At 74.0% G+C, this 17,282-nt stretch carries 14 protein-coding genes and 1 tRNA gene; 8 read left to right on the plus strand and 7 right to left on the minus strand.

The features are described from left to right. Positions 1-166: 166 nt before the first annotated feature. From ACF1AG_RS04175 to ACF1AG_RS04195, 5 genes are all read left to right on the plus strand, one after another. Positions 167-1,120 carry a phosphatase PAP2 family protein gene (locus ACF1AG_RS04175; protein WP_359603346.1) on the plus strand — a complete coding sequence of 318 codons (954 nt, stop codon included), beginning with the start codon at positions 167-169 and terminating at the stop codon, positions 1,118-1,120. Further along, the gene (locus ACF1AG_RS04180) at positions 1,071-2,219 is read left to right on the plus strand and encodes a hypothetical protein (protein ID WP_359603348.1); all 1,149 of its coding nucleotides are present in this window, start codon (positions 1,071-1,073) and stop codon (positions 2,217-2,219) included. Before ACF1AG_RS04175 ends, ACF1AG_RS04180 begins: the two co-directional genes overlap by 50 nt. Next, a complete protein-coding gene (locus ACF1AG_RS04185; RefSeq protein ID WP_391809280.1) occupies positions 2,210-3,811 on the plus strand; it encodes a hypothetical protein in 1,602 nt (533 codons plus the stop codon). The genes ACF1AG_RS04180 and ACF1AG_RS04185 overlap by 10 nt, the downstream gene beginning before the upstream one ends. Continuing rightward, positions 3,808-5,166 (plus strand): AAA family ATPase, encoded by a 1,359-nt coding sequence (locus tag ACF1AG_RS04190; protein WP_387794340.1) that lies wholly within the window; start codon positions 3,808-3,810, stop codon positions 5,164-5,166. The genes ACF1AG_RS04185 and ACF1AG_RS04190 overlap by 4 nt, the downstream gene beginning before the upstream one ends. A gap of 689 nt (positions 5,167-5,855) precedes the next feature. Then, on the plus strand, positions 5,856-6,989 hold the full coding sequence (locus ACF1AG_RS04195; RefSeq protein WP_391809281.1) for an LLM class flavin-dependent oxidoreductase: 1,134 nt from the start codon (positions 5,856-5,858) through the stop codon (positions 6,987-6,989). Here ACF1AG_RS04195 and ACF1AG_RS04200 read toward each other — a convergent pair. Continuing rightward, complete coding sequence (locus ACF1AG_RS04200) at positions 6,965-8,881, minus strand: putative bifunctional diguanylate cyclase/phosphodiesterase (protein WP_387794336.1); 1,917 nt, start codon at positions 8,879-8,881, stop codon at positions 6,965-6,967. The genes ACF1AG_RS04195 and ACF1AG_RS04200 overlap by 25 nt on opposite strands. A 442-nt stretch (positions 8,882-9,323) precedes the next feature. Between ACF1AG_RS04200 and ACF1AG_RS04205 the strand changes: the two genes are divergently transcribed. Next, a complete protein-coding gene (locus tag ACF1AG_RS04205) occupies positions 9,324-10,562 on the plus strand; it encodes a M6 family metalloprotease domain-containing protein (RefSeq protein WP_391809282.1) in 1,239 nt (412 codons plus the stop codon). A 677-nt stretch (positions 10,563-11,239) separates the two neighbouring features. On the opposite strand, the gene ACF1AG_RS04210 is transcribed toward ACF1AG_RS04205, so the two are convergent. The 5 genes from ACF1AG_RS04210 to ACF1AG_RS04230 all read right to left on the minus strand — a co-directional run bounded on the left by ACF1AG_RS04210 (position 11,240) and on the right by ACF1AG_RS04230 (position 14,240). Further along, a tRNA-Lys gene (locus ACF1AG_RS04210) sits at positions 11,240-11,313 on the minus strand. Beyond that, positions 11,304-11,897: a bifunctional DNA primase/polymerase gene (locus ACF1AG_RS04215; protein WP_359746293.1), complete on the minus strand. Its 594-nt coding sequence runs from the start codon at positions 11,895-11,897 to the stop codon at positions 11,304-11,306. Before ACF1AG_RS04215 ends, ACF1AG_RS04210 begins: the two co-directional genes overlap by 10 nt. Positions 11,898-12,038: 141 nt before the next feature. Further along, positions 12,039-12,404, minus strand: coding sequence for a hypothetical protein (locus ACF1AG_RS04220; RefSeq protein ID WP_391809283.1), 366 nt, complete (start codon positions 12,402-12,404; stop codon positions 12,039-12,041). Between the two features lie 250 nt (positions 12,405-12,654). Beyond that, the gene (locus ACF1AG_RS04225) at positions 12,655-13,386 is read right to left on the minus strand and encodes a decarboxylase (protein ID WP_359603362.1); all 732 of its coding nucleotides are present in this window, start codon (positions 13,384-13,386) and stop codon (positions 12,655-12,657) included. Beyond that, positions 13,383-14,240: a decarboxylase gene (locus ACF1AG_RS04230; protein ID WP_391809284.1), complete on the minus strand. Its 858-nt coding sequence runs from the start codon at positions 14,238-14,240 to the stop codon at positions 13,383-13,385. Before ACF1AG_RS04230 ends, ACF1AG_RS04225 begins: the two co-directional genes overlap by 4 nt. Before the next feature lie 193 nt (positions 14,241-14,433). Here ACF1AG_RS04230 and ACF1AG_RS04235 point away from each other — a divergent pair, with 193 nt between their 5' ends. Both ACF1AG_RS04235 and ACF1AG_RS04240 read left to right on the plus strand, forming a co-directional pair. Continuing rightward, positions 14,434-15,381 carry a D-2-hydroxyacid dehydrogenase gene (locus ACF1AG_RS04235; protein WP_359603366.1) on the plus strand — a complete coding sequence of 316 codons (948 nt, stop codon included), beginning with the start codon at positions 14,434-14,436 and terminating at the stop codon, positions 15,379-15,381. A gap of 20 nt (positions 15,382-15,401) precedes the next feature. After that, positions 15,402-16,790: an amidase gene (locus ACF1AG_RS04240; protein ID WP_359603368.1), complete on the plus strand. Its 1,389-nt coding sequence runs from the start codon at positions 15,402-15,404 to the stop codon at positions 16,788-16,790. On the opposite strand, the gene ACF1AG_RS04245 is transcribed toward ACF1AG_RS04240, so the two are convergent. Further along, positions 16,771-17,265, minus strand: a complete 495-nt coding sequence (locus tag ACF1AG_RS04245) for a DUF3830 family protein (RefSeq protein ID WP_359603370.1) — start codon at positions 17,263-17,265, stop codon at positions 16,771-16,773. The genes ACF1AG_RS04240 and ACF1AG_RS04245 overlap by 20 nt on opposite strands. Positions 17,266-17,282: the final 17 nt, after the last annotated feature.

Here is a 17,282-nt window from a genome sequence, read left to right on the forward strand (position 1 = left end):
CACAGGCGGGACCCGTCCATCATCGCTCACCCTGGTCGAGGGCAACCCGGGGGGCGATCTCCGCGTCTATCCGGTTCCGAAGGCATGTACGCGGGAAGACGCGCACACACCGTAGAGTGGCTGGCCGCCGACCAGGACAGCACGAGGACGAAGGGGGAGCGATCGGATGCCGCACGCCGAGACACCGGGCACCGAGGCGGTCCCGGCGACCCGGATGCGCTGGTGGACGGAGCTGCCGCTCATCCTCCTCGTGTACGCCTGCTACTCCGCGGGACGCCTCGTCGTCCGCGGCGACGTCTCCGACGCCGTCGACCACGGCCTGGCGCTGCTGCGGATCGAGAAGGCGTTGTACCTCAACGCCGAGCACCCGCTGAACCGCCTGTTCACCCGCGAACCGTGGATCGGGATACCCGCCGACTTCTGGTACGCCTCCCTGCACTACCTGGTCACCCCGGCGCTCCTGGTGTGGCTGTTCCGCTCCCGCGCCGTGCGCTACCGGGCGGCCAGGACCTGGCTGATGACGTCGACGTTCATCGGCCTGATCGGCTTCACCCTGCTGCCCACCTGCCCGCCCCGGCTGCTCGACCCCAGCCACGGCTTCGTCGACACGATGGCCCAATACAGCTCGTGGGGCTGGTGGGGCGGCGAGGCGAGCGCCCCGCGCGGCCTCGGCGGCATGACCAACCAGTACGCGGCGATGCCCAGCCTGCACGTGGGCTGGGCGCTGTGGTGCGGTGTGATCCTCTGGAAGTACGGGCGCGGACGCTGGGCCAGGACGGCCGCCGTCGTCTACCCGCTGGTCACCACGATCGTGGTGATGGGCACCGCCAACCACTACTTCCTGGACGCGCTCGCGGGCGCCGCAGTGATGGGCGCGGGCTACCTGCTGGCCCCGCACGTGATGCGGTACGCGGACGTGGTCAAGGCCCGCTTCCGCAGCGGTGCGACGGCCGCCCCTGCGGTCTCGTCCGGCACGGATGCCGTGATTGTCAGTGACGGATGCCAGACTTCCGCGGGTGAGCGAATTCCACGGCAGCGGCAGCCCGAGTCGCGGTACGGAGCCGAACCGGGTGCCTCCCCCACGGACGCCGGAGAAGGGGCTCGGGCACCGGCTCGCTGAGCTGCGCGGTCCCGAGGTGAAGGCCAAGGCGCTGGACGCCCGTGCCCTGGCCGCCCTCGCCGCCAACCCGGGCTGCAGACGGCGCGCGATCCTCGACGGCGCCGGGGTGGACAAGGGGAAGCTGGCGAGCGCGCTGGGCTCGCCGTCGGTCTTCGGCCAGTCGCAGTTCGCCTTCGTCCGGGGCAACGCCTTCGAGGCGAAGGTCAAGGCCGACGGCGGCACGGAGCTGCTGCGCCTCGCCGCCGAGAAGCTGGACCGTACGGCCGGGCCGCCCGTGGGCGCACGCCTGCCGGACCTGGGCGCCCAGGACTCCGAGGGCCGCGCGCGGCGCACGGAGGAGGCGCTGCGCGAGGCCGCCGCGGAGCGGGGCGCCTGGACGCTCCTCGACCACCCGATGCTCGCCCTCGACGTGGCGGGTTCCCCCGCGTTCCTGGAGCCGGACGCGGTGGTGGTGCACCCGGACGGCAGCTGGACGGTCGTCGAGATCAAGTCGTTCCCCATGCTGGACGGCGCCGCCGACCCGGCGAAGGTCGGCGCGGCCGCCCGCCAGGCCGCGGTGTACGTGCTGGCTCTGGAGCGGGTCGCGGAGCAGCTCGACCCTGCGCCCCGGGTGCGTCACCGTGTGCTGCTCGTGTGCCCGAAGGACTTCTCCAACCTGCCCACCGCCTCCGCCGTGGACGTGCGCAAGCAGCGCGCGGTGACCTCGCGCCAGCTGGCCCGGCTCACCCGCATCGAGGAGATCGCCGGGACGCTGCCCGACGGCGTGTGCTTCGCCCCGGAGCTGCCGCCCGAGCAGCTCGAGTGGTCCGTGGAGTCCGTCCCGGCGACGTACGCGCCCGAGTGCCTGTCCGCGTGCGAGCTGGCCTTCCACTGCCGTGACCGCTCCCGCGCGTCCGGCGCCGTGACCTCCCTGGGCCGCCCCGTGCGGGCGGAGCTGGGCGGTCTGACCACGGTCGGGGACGTGCTGGCGGCGGCCCGCGGCGAGGCGGGCGACCCCGACGATCCCGCGGTGGCCGCGCTGCGCCGGGCCGCCGCCCTGCGCGCGGAGGCGCTCGCGTCGGCCGCCGAGGGGGCGCGGGAGGTGGCCGGGTGTCGCTGATCTCCACCCTCGCCCGGCTCGAGGCGGTCGACACCGGCCGCGCACAGCCCGCCGCGACCGTCCGGCACCGGCATCTGTCCGAGCGGCCGCTGGTGTTCGTGCCGCTCGTCACCGCCGGTGAGGCGGGCGCCCCGCTCGGCGCGCTGGTGGGCACCGACCGGGACGCGCCGCGGCTGCTGGCGGTGCCGCAGCCGCGCGACCGCGAGCTGCGGTTCGCGTTCCTCGCCGAACTGGCGGACGTCGTCCTGCCGTACGTGGACGGGTTCGCGGACGCCGTGGAGGTGGCCGAGCGCTCGGAGACCGACCCGGAGAGCGGCAAGCGGGTCAAGGTCGAGGTGGATCTGTGCGCGGACGCGCCGCAGCTGGTCGTGCCCAGCCGGGCCGGCGTCGACCTGGTGCGGCTGCTGGGCCGGTCCATGCGGTTCCGGCGCACGGCGGAGCAGGACCCGGAGACGCCGTTCCCTGCGCCGCCCAGGGTGCCGCTGCTCGGGCGGTGGCTCACGCACTTCGGGGAGCGGGCCCGCGTGCCCGGATCCTGTCTCCTGCTCGCGATGACGGACGTGCTGGGACGGCACTGGGCGACCGGCCAGTCCACGCTGGAGGACCAGCACCTGGGGGCTCTGCTCGCCTGGATCGACCCGCCCGAGGGACGCTCCGGTGCGGAGGCCGCCCAGGAGGCGGAGCTGGCGCGGGACGACGACGGGCAGCTGATCTGCCCGCCCGCGGGCCCGGCCACCGACCCGGCGTTCGACAACAAGCTGCTCGCCCCGGCCATCGAGCGCTACGACCGCGCGCGGACGGCGCTCGCCGCCGCCGAGGACGGCGTGGAGGCCGACGACCGGCTGGGCGCGCTGACCGCCGCCGAGCGGGAGATCCGCGCCCTGGTGGAGAGCCGTACGCGGCCCACCTGGGATGCGGTGTGGCGGGGCCTGGACCTGCTGCGGGAGCTTCCGGAGGGCGCGCGCGTGGAGGAGCGCTGGACGCGCGACCGGTGGTCGTTCACCGCCCACCGTGACCGGGTGGCGGCCGGGGAGCCGCCGCAGCCGCGCCGGGACGACGCGGTGACGGCGGCGAACAAGCTGGCGGCCCGCGAGCGGGAGCAGGCGCGTCTCGAGGCGCAGGAGGCGCTCGACGACCCGCTGGTGATGGCGGCGCGGCGGCTCTCCGGTGAGGCGTTTGCCGGGGAGGTGGTCGACGTGGTGATGGCGTACAGCGAGAGCAAGCGGCCGAGCCCGCGCCCGCTGGTCACGGTCCGCACGGACGACCGGCCGCACCTGGGCGAGCGGGTGAAGGCGTACCGCTCGCTGGGCGGGAAGCCGCAGACGGCGGAGTTCGTGGAGTACGCGGCGGGCCCCGAGGACGGTCTGCTGGTGCTGCGGATCATGGACAAGATGGGGCGGGGCAAGGAGCCGGAGCCCGGTTCGGTGCCGGAGAAGGGCGACCGGCTGTGCTTCACGCTCTTCGAGCACGAGCCGCGCGGCGGCGCGAAGCTGCCCGACCCTGAGGAGACCCCGTGGACGCACGGCGGGCCGCCCGGTGAGGAACCCGCCCCCGAGCCCGCCGACCCGGTGACCGAGGAGGATGTGCTGTGACCGCCCCCGTCGAGGAGACGGTGTTCGACCCCGGCTCCGCGGCTGCCCGCGCCACGGACGCGATCCTCCACGACACGCTCCACGGCTCCGCGCGCGGTGTCGTCGTCGACTCCCCGCCCGGCGCCGGCAAGTCCACGCTGGTGGTGCGCGCGGCGCTGGAGCTGGCGGAGGCGGGCCGCCCGCTGATGGTGGTCGCGCAGACGAACGCGCAGGTGGACGACCTCGTCCTCCGCCTCGCCGAGAAGAATCCCGACCTGCCGGTGGGCCGCCTGCACAGCAGCGACTCCGACCCGTACGACAAGGCGCTGGACGGCCTGGAGCAGGTGCGCACGTCGGCGAAGGCGGCGGACCTCGCCGGGCTGCCGGTGGTGCTGTCGACGGCGGCGAAGTGGGCGCACGTGAAGAACGTGGAGCCGTGGCAGCACGCGATCGTCGACGAGGCGTACCAGATGCGCTCGGACGCGCTGCTCGCCGTGGCCGGGCTGTTCGAGCGGGCGCTGTTCGTGGGCGACCCGGGCCAGCTGGACCCGTTCTCGATCGTGGGCGCCGAGCAGTGGGCGGGGCTGTCGTACGACCCGTCGGGCTCGGCCGTCACCACGCTGCTCGCGCACAACCCGGACCTGCCGCAGCACCGCCTGCCGGTGTCCTGGCGGCTGCCCGCCTCGGCGGCGCCGCTGGTGTCCGACGCCTTCTACCCGTTCACGCCGTTCCGCAGCGGCACGAACCACGGTGACCGCGCCCTCACCCTCGCCGTCCCGTCGGACGGTTCGGGCCCGGACCGGGTGATCGACGAGGCGGCGGAGTCCGGCTGGGGCCTGCTGGAGCTGCCGGCCCGCCACACCCCGCGCACCGACCCGGAGGCGGTCGGGGCGGTGGCCCTGGTGGTCCGCCGACTGCTGGACCGGGGCGGCGCGGCGGTCTCCGAGCGCTCCTCCGACCCCACCCCGCTCACCGCGGACCGCGTCGCGGTCGGCACGGCCCACCGCGACCAGGCGGCGGCGATCCGCTCGGCGCTGGCGGACCTGGGCGTGAGCGACGTGACCGTCGACACCGCGAACCGGCTCCAGGGCCGGGAGTACGACGTGACGGTCGTCCTGCACCCGCTGTCCGGCCGCCCCGACGCGACGGCGTTCCACCTGGAGACGGGCCGCCTCTGCGTGCTGGCCTCCCGCCACCGGCACGCGTGCATCGTGGTCTGCCGCGAGGGAGTGACGGACCTCCTGGACGACTACCCGTCCACGGAACCGGTCCAGCTGGGGACGCTGGTGAAGTTCCCGGACGGCTGGGAGGCGAACCACGCGGTGCTGTCGCATCTGGCGGAGCACCGGGTGGCCTGGCGGCGGGCGCGCCACTGAGTGGCACGTTTTTCGAGGCCTCGCTCACGGTGGCGAACCCTCATGTCCGCAGGTGAAAGCGCCCGTGTGCTGGCCGTGTACCACCCGTCGAGGTCACACCGGGACCGCCGGTCGGATGAGGAGGTGAAGGCAATGAGCGTTGCCATCGACCACACCGGGCCCTGGACCGTCGCCGACGTCCTGGCCCTGCCGGAAGACCGCGCCGTCCGCTACGAACTGCTGGGGGAGTCCCTCATCAAGTCCCCCGCCCTCGGCTTCCGCCACCAGAGGGCCTCGTTCCGCCTCCACGAGGCGGTGCGTCGTTACCGCGGAGAGGTTCGAGCGGGAGTACGACCGTCGGAGGCGGCCCACAGGTTACGGGGTGTCGCAAGTCGGCGTACATGACAGGCCGCTTCCCCGGCGCTACGGCGGCAGCGCATGCCCGGGCTTCCCAAGGGGCCGGCTGGCTTCGGTGCCCGCTGGGCTGTGCCCGGGCGGCACTGTTGCAGGCAGAACTGGAGGTCGGACCAGCCGCGCACTACCGGACGCGCACCCCACAACTTCGCCCGACCGCTCCATACGGCTCCCCGATGTCACGTCCTGCCCCCGTTCGCACGGGGTGTACGTGCCCCAGAGCGGTCGAGCACGCATACGACACACCCCCGGCCGGGGGAATAACCGGGGACCACCCCCTGTTCCCCCCACCGCACATGCACCGAGTGCGAGGACGTCCGACAGGAGGCACCCACGTGACCGCAGGCGACGAGATCAGGGGCACGGCTCACGGCACCGCCCCCGTGCCGCTCTCCGTGCTGGACCTGGTGACGGTGGGGGCCGGGCGGACCGCGTCCGACGCCCTGCGTACCAGCGTGGACCTGGCGAAGCTCGCCGAGGCGCGCGGGTTCCACCGGTACTGGGTGGCCGAGCACCACTCCATGCCGGGCGTGGCCTCCTCCTCGCCTGCGGTGATCCTCGCGCACCTGGCCGCGTACACGGAGCGGATCCGGCTCGGGTCGGGCGGTGTGATGCTGCCCAACCACGCGCCCCTCGTGATCGCCGAGCAGTTCGGCACGCTGGAGGCCATGGCGCCGGGGCGGGTCGACCTGGGGCTCGGGCGGGCGCCCGGTACCGACGGCGCGACCGCCGCCGCCCTGCGCCGCACCGACCGGCTGAACGAGGGAGCCGACGACTTCCCGCAGCAGCTCGCCGAGCTGACCCGCTTCCTCGACGACGACTTCCCCGACGGGCACCCCTACCGGCGGATCCACGCCGTGCCCGGACCGGTGCAGGCCACCTCGCCCGGCGGGGTGCAGTCCCCGCACCGGCCGCCGGTGTGGCTGCTCGGCTCCTCCGGGTTCAGCGCCCGGCTGGCCGGCATGCTCGGCCTGCCGTTCGCCTTCGCGCACCACTTCTCCGCGCAGAACACGGTCCCCGCGCTCGACCTGTACCGGGAGAACTTCCGGCCGAGCGAGGTGCTCGACGCCCCCTACGCGCTGATCGGGGTCGCCGCGCTCGCCGCCGACGACGAGAAGGAGGCGCGCCGCCAGGTGCTGGCCGCCGCGCTGAACATGGTGCGGCTGCGCACCGGACGCCCGGGGCTCGTGCCGACGCCGGAGGAAGCGGAGGCGTACGACTTCAGCCCGATGGAGCGGGAGTTCGTGGAGTCGTGGAACGCCAACGTCGTCCACGGCACGGCGGACGAGGTCCGGGCCGGTCTGGACGACCTGCAGAAGCGTACCGGCGCCGACGAGCTGATGCTCACCGCCAACGCGCACGGCGGCGACGTCCGGGTGCGGTCGTACGAGCTGATCGCCGACGCCTACGGTTTGCCGACGCCCGCCTGAACCCCGGGTGTGCCGAGCAGTTCGGAGATGCGGTCGGCCGGGACGGGCCGTGAGTACAGCCAGCCCTGGCCGGTGTCGCAGCCGATCCTGCGCAGCCGGGTGGCCTGCGCGCTGGTCTCCACGCACTCCGCGGTGACGGTCAGCCCCAGACGGTGGGCGAGTTGCACCATCGCCTCGACGATGACCTCGTCCGCCGGGCTGGCCTTTGCGGCGCGGTCCTCGAGCTGGAAGCCGCGCACGAAGGAGCCGTCGAGCTTCAGCACCGACACCGGCAGTCTGCTGAGGTAGGCGAGATTCGAGTAGCCGGTGCCGAAGTCGTCGATGGCGATGCGCACGCCCATGTCGCTGAGGGCCTCGAGCGCCTGGAGGGGCCGGCCCGAGGAGCCCATCACCGCGGACTCGGTCAGCTCCAGCTGGAGCAGGTGCGGGGGCAGCCCGGTCTCCTCCAGGGTGTCGGCGACGTCCGCGACGAGGTCGGAGTCCCAGACCTGACGGACCGCCACGTTTACGCTGACGAAGATCGGCGGCCCGTCCGGGTGCTGGATCTGCCAGTCGCGCGCCTGACGGCAGGCGGTGCGCAGCACCCAGCGGCCGAGCGGCACGATCGAACCGTCCTCCTCCGCCAGGGAGATGAACCGATTCGGCGTGAGTGTGCCGAAGCGGGGGTGGTGCCAGCGGATCAGGGCCTCCACGCCGTGCACGCGGTCGTCGTCCATGCCGACCAGCGGCTGGTACTCCAGGGCGAACTCGCCGCGGTCGATGGCCGGGCGGAGGGAGGAGGCGAGGGCCTGCCGGGTGACGCGGGTGGCGTTGCGTTCGGGGTCGAACAGCGTCCAGCGGGCCTTGCCGTCGGCCTTCGCCCAGTACAGCGTGGTGTCGGCGGCCTGCATCAGCGCGGTGGGGGTGGTGCCGGCGGCGTGCCGCTCGACCACGCCGATGGAGGCGGACACCTTCAGGCGGCGTCCGGACAGGTCGAACGGCTCCTGGATCGCGTCGAGCAGCGACTCGGCGAGGTCGGCGAGCTGTTCGGTCCCGGTGGAATCCTCGACGAGCAGGGCGAACTCGTCGCCGCCGAGCCGGGCGACCAGCGGGATCCCGGCCCGGGCCCGGCCCGCGTCCTGCGCGCACCGGGTGAGCCGGTCGGCGACGGCGGCGAGCAGCTGGTCGCCGACGCGGTGGCCGAGGGTGTCGTTGACGGCCTTGAAGCCGTCCAGGTCGAGGTAGCAGAGCCCGATCCGGCCGGTGCCGCTCTCCGCGTACGACTCCGCCTCCAGGGCGGTGGTCAGGCGTTCGAAGAACAGGGTGCGGTTGGGCAGCCGGGTCACCGGGTCGTGCATACGGAGGTGGCGGAGCCGGGCCTGGAGGGCACGGTGGTCGCTGACGTCGGCGACGGACACCAGGACGCCGCCGTCGTCGGAGGGCAGCGGGGCGACCGTGACCCGCACCCACAGGGCGTGCCCCTCGGGGTGTTTCAGCCGGCGGGTGCAGCGCAGCCGGGCGCGACGGCCGCGCAGCAGTTCGCGGTAGGCGTGCCAGGTGCGGGCGTCGGAGGCGAGGTCGACCAGGTCGGCGGCGACGGCGCCGGTGAGGGTGTCCTGGGCGCGGCCCAGCAGGTCGGCGAGCGCGGCGTTGGCGCCGGTGACCGTGCCTTCGCGGTCGACGACGGCCATGGCGAGCGGGGCGGCGGTGAAGACGGAGCGGTAGGACGGGGGCGCGGGTGACCGCGAGGAGCCGGTCCCGGCCGGCTCCACCGGCTCCACCGGCTCGACCGGCTGGACGGGCTGGACGGGCTCGGCGAACTCGGCACCCGGGGACGCCGGAATCTGACTCTCCGTGACGACCGACCGATTGAGCTCAGTCGCGGGCGTCGGCCCTTCGGACGTTCCGCTCACCACTCGCTCCCGCAGTGCACTCGCTCGCTGTCGGGCAGGAAAACACCTTCCGCATCCGGAAAGTGTGCCGATCATAAAGGCCCGCGTCGGGCCCTTCCAGCCACTGTCCGGCCTCCCAGCCCGTTCCGCATCTCTGCCCGATCGTTTCTGCACGGGTGCGGACGGCTTCTGCCGAGGCTGCGACCAGTTGTGACGTTCCGTGAGTGCGGGCGGGGCGAAGTGCGCGCGGTCCCGCCCGTTCCGCCGCCGTTCTCACCCGACCGGTGCAGTTGAACAGGGCGCAGTACGACAAATCATCCCACTCTGGGTGCGGTGTCCCGCGAACCGTCTCCCGGAGGTCCCCGTGCCGCGTCAGCTCACTCCGGGAGGACTCGGTCGTGAGGCACTGCGACGGCGGCTGGGCCGTTCGGGTTTCCGGCCCCGGCTGCGGACCACGGCGGCGATGTGCACGACGATGTCGGCGCTCGCGGCGACGTCCTTGGTGAGCGTGCCGTCCGGGCCCGAGCCGTTCTCCGCGGAGCCGTGCGTGCTGACCCGGACCGACGCCCACCACTCGGAGGGCCTGGACACCTGGAACGCGGCCTACCCGCGTCCGGCCCGCCGGCTGGACGCGGTGATGGTGTTCCTGTCGTTCCCGGACTCGCACCCGATGACCTCGCCGGACGAGCTGGCCGCCGACCACTTCCCGATGACCAGCCGCTTCTTCGAGCGGTCCTCCTACGGGAAGTTCAGCCTGCGGTCCCATCCGGTGAAGCGGTGGATCCGTATGCCGCGCCCCTCGACGGCGTACGCCGTACAGCGCGACTGGCCGGTGGCGCACCGGGCGGCGTATCTGCGGGACGCGCTCGCCGCGTCCGATCCGCACGTCGACTACTCGGCCTACGACATCGTGTACTTCGTCGCCGATCCGGACGCGCCGGGGGTGGACTCGGACGCCACGAAGGTGGTCAACCTGGACCGGCCGATGCGGGCGGACGGCGCCGACATCCGTCGGGTCGTCACCGTCTTCGAGAACCACCCTCCGGACCGGCTGGTGCTCGCGCACGAGACGGGGCACGTCTTCGACCTGCCGGATCTGTACCACCGGCCGGTGGACGGCAAGGGCGACTGGGACACCCACGTCGGGGACTGGGACCTGATGGGCAGCCAGTTCGCGCTGGCGCCGGATCTCTTCGGCTGGCACAAGTGGAAGCTGGGCTGGCTGGAGCCGCGGCAGGTGCGGTGCGTGCAGGAGGGCGGACCGGTACGGCTGACGCTGGAGCCGCTGGGGGCGGGGCCCGGTACTCCCGTGACGGGCGCGGCCGGGGCGCCGTCGTTCGGGCTGGGGCGCGGCACCAAGCTGGCGGTGGTGCGCACGGGCGCGGACACAGCCCTGGCCTTCGAGGTGCGGGGTCCGTTCGGCAACGACCGCGAGGCGTGCCGGTCGGGGGTGCTGGTCTACCGGGTGTCCAGCGGCACCCGCTCGGGGCGCGGTCCGGTCGAGGTGATCGACGCCCACCCGCGCACCGAGGCGTGCTGGGCGGACTCGGTCTATCCCCCGCTGGCGGACGCGCCGGTCGCCCTGGGCGAGAGCTTCACGGTCCCCGGTGAGTCGGTCCGCGTCGAGGTGGAGGGCCGCACGCCGTCCGGTGCCTGGACGGTGAAGATCACCACGGGCGACCGCACGACGCGGGCGTCGTGAGCCAGGGTCCGCCCCGGCCGACGCCACGCACCCACCTGTCCGCGAAGGCGCGCCCACGGGCGCCCGGCCCGTGCACCCGGGCGGGCCCGCCCCTGGCATCCGCACCCCCGGCGGGCCCGCCCCGGCGTCGGCACCCCGGGCAGGGAGCGGCCCAGCACCCCGGGCGGGCCCTCCCCCGGCATCCGCACCCCGGGTAGGCCCCCGGCATCCGCACCCCCGGCGGGCCCGCCCCGGTATCCGCACCCCGGACCGGCCCGCTCCGACATCCGCGCGCCGACAGCCGAGTTCCGCGTCGCGCCGAGCCGGCGGCGTACGCTCGCCGGCCCTCGGCCCGCCGACCGTGTCGCGTACGTCGCGGGGTCCGCGTCGCCCTGCGTGCAGCGGACGCCCTCCGATCGCGGGTTCACGCGCCTGCGTGCAGCGGACGCCCTCCGATCGCGGATTCACGCGCCTGCGTGCAGCGGACGCCCTCCGATCGCGGATTCACGCGCCTGCGTGCAGCGGACGCCGTCCGCTCGCAGGACCACGGCCCGCCTGCGGCGGACGCCGTCCGCTCGCAGGATCACGGTCGCGAGGCGCCGGCCGCGCGGGACCACCCGCGGAACGGCGCACCGCGCACCCACGGGTCCCGCGGACGCGAAAAAGCCCCCCGCTTGCGCGAGGGGCCTTCCGTGTCGTGCGCCGCCAGGGACTCGAACCCCGGACCCGCTGATTAAGAGTCAGCTGCTCTAACCAACTGAGCTAGCGGCGCCTGCTGACGTCGTAGACATTAGCATCACGATCGGCGGGAGGAAAAATCGATATCCGCACGGCCGAGCGGGCCGCGCGCACCGCCGCCCAGAGCAGTACCTCCGGGCCCGGCAGCCAAGGGCTCCGGCTGTCGGGGGCGACCAGCCAGCGGGCATGGGAGGCCGCGTCGGGGCGTGCGGGTCCGGCCGGTCCGGGGACGGTCACCGCGTCGCCGGCTCCGTGGCACAGCAGGGGCGGGACGCCGTCCGTGCGGCTGCCGTGGGCGCCCCACTCCTCCCACCTCAGCAGGGCGGGCAGCCGCTGGGCCGTGCCCACGGCGCCGAACAGCAGCATCCGGCCCCGGTACTCCGCGACAGGGCCCGAGCCCGGCCCCTCCTCCCACAGGCGGTCCAGCATCCGGCGTCCGAAGATCGCGGGGACGCTCACCACGTCGAAGACGACGCCGCAGGGCAGGACCACCGGGGCGTCCGGCCGCTCGCCCCAGAGGGTGCGGGCGCCGCGCGGGGCGGTGCAGGCCGAGGCGAGCCAGGCCGCACCGTCCGGGGTGACACCGCTGACGTCCGAGACATTCGGTGTGCTGCTCATACAGGTATTTCTACGTGCCGTGAGGGAACGGTTCCGCAGAGTTGCCGGAATCCGGGACGGGAAGCCGGACGGGCGCGTACCCTGGCACCCGGCATATGCCACACCCGTTCGACGGGCCGGACGACCGGGGACCGGCGCGGCTCACACGGGGTCTGCGTGCCCCGGGCCCTCGCTGCCGCGCATCAGGTCGCGGCCGAACTCGACCATCTTCTTCGCGTAGTCCTCGGTCCACTCGGCGCGCTCGGCGATGTCCGCCGTCGACAGCCGGTCGAAGCGCCGGGGGTCGGCGAGCTGGGCCGCCGCGATCGCCTGGAACTCCGTCGCCCGGTCCCCGGCGGCCCGGAACGCGAGCGTCAGCTCCGTGGCCCGCTCCAGCAGCGCGCGCGGATCCTCGATCGACTCCAGGTCGAAGAAGTGCTCGGGGTCCGAGGCCGCCTGCGCGGGCTCGAACAGCAGGGGCGCGGGGCGTAGCCGCGGCTGGTCCGGGCGCGGCATGTGCTCCGCCATGACTTCTCCTTCGTACGTCGCGGTGTCCCCCGGGTGCCGGAGGGCCACCGTCCATTGTCCCGCGCCCCCGCAAGTGGGCGTCCGGCCCGCGGGGGCGCGGACGGGCCCGGCCGTGCGGGCGCGCCGACCGGTGACTACCCAGCTCGCGGGGCGCACAAAGACGGCGACGGGTACGCGCTCCGGGCGCGCGGAAGGACGTACGCCGGCGAAGGTGGTGTTCCTCACGTCCGTGCCGGACGGGCGCCTCCCGTCACACCTGGACGACCGGCTCCCGCGTGAAGAGCGCGCCCAGTTCGGGCGCGTTGACGCGGCGGTCGGCGAGGCGCAGGCCCTCCCAGACGGTGACCTGGTTGGCGGTGAGGACGGGCTTGCCCAGTTCCTTCTCCAGGGCGGGGATGTGGGCGACGGTGTGCAGGGCGGTGTCCGGCAGGAGCAGCGCCTCCGCGTCCGGGGAGTCGGCCGCGCGGGCCAGCGCGAACAGCTCCCGCTCGCCCCAGGTGCCGACCTCGGCCGCCGTGACGATCCCGGAGCTGCGCACCCCGGTGACCTCCGCTCCCCCGGCCCGCAGGAAGTCGGCGAACAGTTGGGCGACGTCGTCGGGGTAGGTCGCGCCGACGGCGACCCGGCGGACCTCGATCTCCCGGATCGCGTGCACGAAGGCGAAGGAGGTGGAGGAGGCGGGCATGCCCGCGGCGAGGGCCAGGCCTCGTACCTGCTGGTGGGCGCCGTCCCAGCCGTGCACGAAGCTGCCGCTGGTGCACGCCCACACCACGGCCTCGACGCCGGCCAGACGCAGCTCCGCCAGGCCGGCCTCCAGACGCTCGGGCGAGCCCATCTCACGCAGCGCGTCCACCCGGTGCGCGTCCTCGCCGATGTCGGTGTGCACCAGGTCCACGCGCACGTCGCTGCCCACCAACTGCTCGATGCGCGGATAGTCGTCCTCCGCGGAGTGTCCGGGGTAGAGGAATCCCAGTGCGGTCATGTCCAGCCTTCCTGCTGCTTCTCTCCTGGTGCGTCCGGCAGCACCGGACCGGGAGCCGCCTGGCCGGGCAGTACGGTCGGCGCCTGGCCCGGCGTGACGGTCCCGGGGCGTGCGGACGCGTCGATCAGCGCCTGATACGGTCCCACCGCCCGGGTACCCAATCGGCGCAGCGCCGCCCACATGGTCACCTGGTTGGCCGAGATGATCGGTATGCGCAGTTCCGCCTCCAGCTGCGGGATCACGTCGTACGTCGGCAGGTTGGTGCAGGAGAGGAACAGCGCGTCGGCCGTCCCGGGCCGGTCGCGGACCGCCTGCCGCGCCATGTCCACCACCTGGCGGTAGGTGACCTTCCAGATGTGCCGGGTCAGCCCCATGTACGCGCAGCCGGTGACGGTGACGCCCGCCCGCGCCACGTAGTGCTCCAGCACCCGGGTGACCGACACCGTGTACGGGGTGACCAGGGCGACCCGGCGCACGTCCAGCTCCACCAGCGCTTCGAGCAGCGCGCCCGAGGTGGTGACCGCGGGGACCGCGCCGGCCCGGCTCATCGCCTCGCACATGGCGCGTTCGCCCACGATCCCGCCGACGAAGCTGCCTGAGGTGCACGCGTAGGCGACGACCTCGGGGGCGACGGCGGTGAGGGTGCGCACCGCGTCGCCCAGCGTCTCGTGCTCGCTGATCAGCCGGGCCAGGTCCAGACCGACCTCGACCGGCACGTACGGGGTACGCGTCACGTGCAGGGAGACACCGTCCGGGATCCAGCGCCACAGCTCCCGGTCCAGCGCGAAGTCGAAGGGGGCCACCACCCCGAGCCCGCGCTGCGGGCTCGGGCCGCCGAGAAAGGAGACGTCCATGACAGGCACCGGCCTCACACTGGGAGACGAGCACACGAAGGAACGCGGAAGGACCCGTGTCGACGACGGTAGGTTCGGGTAGGGGCGCGGTCAATCCACCCGGGTCACCCCCCGGTCAACACCCGGTTAACTCGTCGTCACCGGCCCTCGCCGGGGCCGCCGGACCGCACCGAGCCACCTGGAGACGAGGCCCATGACCACGCCCACGCTGCTCGTCCTGGACGCCGAACCGCTCCCCCGCCTCGGCAGGCTCGCCGGGCGGGTGCGGATCGAGCACGCGGAGGAGTCGACGCTCGCCGAGCGGCTGCCGCACGCGGACGTGCTGCTGGTGTGGGACTTCACCTCGCACGCGGTGCGCCGGGCGTGGCCGGGCGAGGGTCCCCGGCCACGCTGGGTGCACACGGCGAGCGCCGGTGTGGACCATCTGCTCTGTCCTGAACTCGCCGCGTCCGACACGGTGGTCACCAATGCGCGCGGGGTCTTCGACGGGCCGATCGCCGAGTACGTCGCCGGTCTCGTCCTCGCGTTCGCCAAGGACCTGCCGCGGACGCTGCGGCTCCAGCGGGAGCGGACCTGGCTGCACCGGGAGACGCGCCGGGTGGCGGGGACGCGGGCGTGCGTGGTGGGGTCCGGGCCGATCGGCCGGGCGGTGGCCGGCACGCTGGAGGCGCTCGGCGTGAGGACCGCGCTGGTGGGCCGGACGGCGCGGGCCGGGGTGCACGGCCCGGAGGACCTGGACCGGCTGCTGGCGCGCGCCGACTGGGTGGTGGCCGCGGCGCCGCTGACCGAGGAGACGCGGGGGATGTTCGACGCCCGCCGGTTCGGGCTGATGCAGCCCTCCGCGCACTTCGTCAACGTGGGCCGGGGCGAGCTGGTGGTGGAGGACGCGCTGGTGCGGGCGGTGCGCGACCGGTGGATCGCGGGCGCGGCGCTGGACGTGTTCACGGGCGAGCCGCTGGCCGGCGGCAGCCCGCTGTGGGAGCTGGAGGGCGTGGTCGTCTCACCGCACATGAGCGGTGACACGGTCGGCTGGCGGGACGAACTCGCGGCGCAGTTCGTGGAGTTGTACGAGCAGTGGGAGGCGGGCCGGCCGCTGGAGAACGTGGTCGACAAGCGACGCGGGTATGTACCGGGTCACTGACGTCTTCCCAGGGAGTGTGGATGTCCGAGCTCACCGAACTGACCGCGACCCGGCTCCTCGACGGCTACCGCAAGGGCGAGTTCGGCCCCGTGGAGGTGACCCGCGCCGCGTTGCGCCGGGCCGAGGAGATCCAGCCCGAGGTGAACGCGTTCGTGCGGGTGCTCGCCGACGACGCCCTGGAACGGGCGGCAGCCTCCGAGGAGCGGTGGCGGCGGGGTGAGCAACTGGGGCCGCTGGACGGGGTGCCGGTCACGGTGAAGGACATCCTGCTGCTGCGCGGCGCGCCGACCCTGAAGGGGTCGCGGACGGTCGACCCGGCGGGGCGGTGGGACGAGGACGCCCCGTCGGTGGCCCGGCTGCGGGAGCGGGGCGCGGTGTTCCTCGGCAAGACGACGACGCCCGAGTTCGGCTGGAAGGGCGTGACGGACTCCCCGCTCAGCGGGGTCACCCGCAACCCGCACGACCCGACGCGGACGGCGGGCGGGTCCAGCGGGGGCGCGGCGGCGGCCGTGGCGCTGGGCGCAGGGCCGCTGGCGCTGGGCACGGACGGGGGCGGGAGCGTCCGTATCCCGGCGGCGTTCTGCGGCATCTTCGCGCTGAAGCCGACGTACGGGAGGGTGCCGCTGTATCCGGCGAGCGCCTTCGGGACGCTGGCGCACGTCGGTCCGATGACCCGGGACGCGGCGGACGCGGCGCTGCTGATGGACGCGATCACCGCGCCGGACTCCCGTGACTGGTCGGGGCTCCCGTCGGCGCCGGGGCCGTTCTCGGAGACGCTGGGCGGCGGGGTGCGCGGGCTGCGGGTGGCGTTCTCGCCGTCGCTGGGCGGGCAGGTGCGGGTGGATCCGGGTGTCGCGGCCGTGGTGCGGCGGGCGGTGGAGCGGCTCGCGGGACTCGGCGCGTACGTCGAGGAGACCGACCCGGACCTGGCCGACCCGGTGGAGGCCTTCCACGCCCTGTGGTTCGCGGGCGCGGCGAGGGTGACGCAAGCCCTGGGCCGGGAGCAGCGGGAGCGGCTCGACCCGGGACTGCGGGAGATCTGCCGGGAGGGGGGACGGCTGTCGGCGCTGGACTACCTGGCCGCGGTCGACGTCCGGATGGACCTGGGCCGGCGGATGGGGCGCTTCCACGACGCCTACGACCTGCTGGTCACCCCGACGCTGCCGGTCACGGCGTTCGAGGCGGGCGCGGAGGTGCCGCGCGGGTCCGGGCACCGGCGCTGGACCGGGTGGACACCCTTCACCTACCCCTTCAACATGACGCAGCAGCCCGCCGCCAGCGTGCCGGTGGGCCTGGCGGACGGGCTGCCGGTCGGGCTGCAGCTGGTGGCCGCCCGACACCGGGACGACCTGGTGCTGCGGGCTGCGCACGCGCTGTACGAGACGGGGGTCACGCTCTCCGGAAGCTGAGCGTCTCCCCGGCCGCGCCGGTACGCCACAGGTCGTTGCAGGCGTCGGCCAGGGCGTCCAGGCCCTCCACCACCTGACCCCAGACGATGCCGGGGACCCAGCCGACGTCGCCGTTGAGGAGCAGGTTGTTCCGTTCGTAGAAGAGCGCGAGGTCCACCACGGTGCTGCCGGGGCGGACCTCGCGGTCGTAGCCGTAGGACGTGGTGCCCAACTCGGCACCGGAGAAGGTGAAATAGCACAGGTCGCCCGGAATGGGGGTGACTGTGGGGTTTTCCAGGGGTGGCTCCCGGTCCGCGAAGGGCGGGAAGAGGGCGTAGACCTCGTTGCGCGCGTACTTGGCGTGGTAGACGTCGCCGGACAGCGGGAGAGATTTCCAGACGGCTTCGCAGGTGATCGGGGCACGGTCGTCGAGCAGTCGCGCGATGCCGGTGACGTCGCGCCTGACCAGGGAGATCTCGAGGAATCGGTCGGCCATGCACCCCATGGTCCCGT

Origin of the sequence: Streptomyces sp. NPDC014764 (assembly GCF_043082785.1) — a bacterium.
GTDB lineage: Bacteria > Actinomycetota > Actinomycetes > Streptomycetales > Streptomycetaceae > Streptomyces > Streptomyces althioticus.

Bases quoted from the DNA above. Each gene is read 5' to 3' on its own strand.
- ACF1AG_RS04230 (WP_391809284.1), bottom strand. From the start codon at position 14,240: ATGGACGTCTCCTTTCTCGGCGGCCCGAGCCCGCAGCGCGGGCTCGGG.
- ACF1AG_RS04175 (WP_359603346.1), top strand. From the start codon at position 167: ATGCCGCACGCCGAGACACCGGGCACCGAGGCGGTCCCGGCGACCCGG.
- ACF1AG_RS04235 (WP_359603366.1), top strand. From the start codon at position 14,434: ATGACCACGCCCACGCTGCTCGTCCTGGACGCCGAACCGCTCCCCCGC.
- ACF1AG_RS04205 (WP_391809282.1), top strand. From the start codon at position 9,324: ATGTGCACGACGATGTCGGCGCTCGCGGCGACGTCCTTGGTGAGCGTG.
- ACF1AG_RS04215 (WP_359746293.1), bottom strand. From the start codon at position 11,897: ATGAGCAGCACACCGAATGTCTCGGACGTCAGCGGTGTCACCCCGGAC.
- ACF1AG_RS04225 (WP_359603362.1), bottom strand. From the start codon at position 13,386: ATGACCGCACTGGGATTCCTCTACCCCGGACACTCCGCGGAGGACGAC.
- ACF1AG_RS04240 (WP_359603368.1), top strand. From the start codon at position 15,402: ATGTCCGAGCTCACCGAACTGACCGCGACCCGGCTCCTCGACGGCTAC.
- ACF1AG_RS04245 (WP_359603370.1), bottom strand. From the start codon at position 17,265: ATGGCCGACCGATTCCTCGAGATCTCCCTGGTCAGGCGCGACGTCACC.
- ACF1AG_RS04220 (WP_391809283.1), bottom strand. From the start codon at position 12,404: ATGGCGGAGCACATGCCGCGCCCGGACCAGCCGCGGCTACGCCCCGCG.
- ACF1AG_RS04195 (WP_391809281.1), top strand. From the start codon at position 5,856: ATGCACCGAGTGCGAGGACGTCCGACAGGAGGCACCCACGTGACCGCA.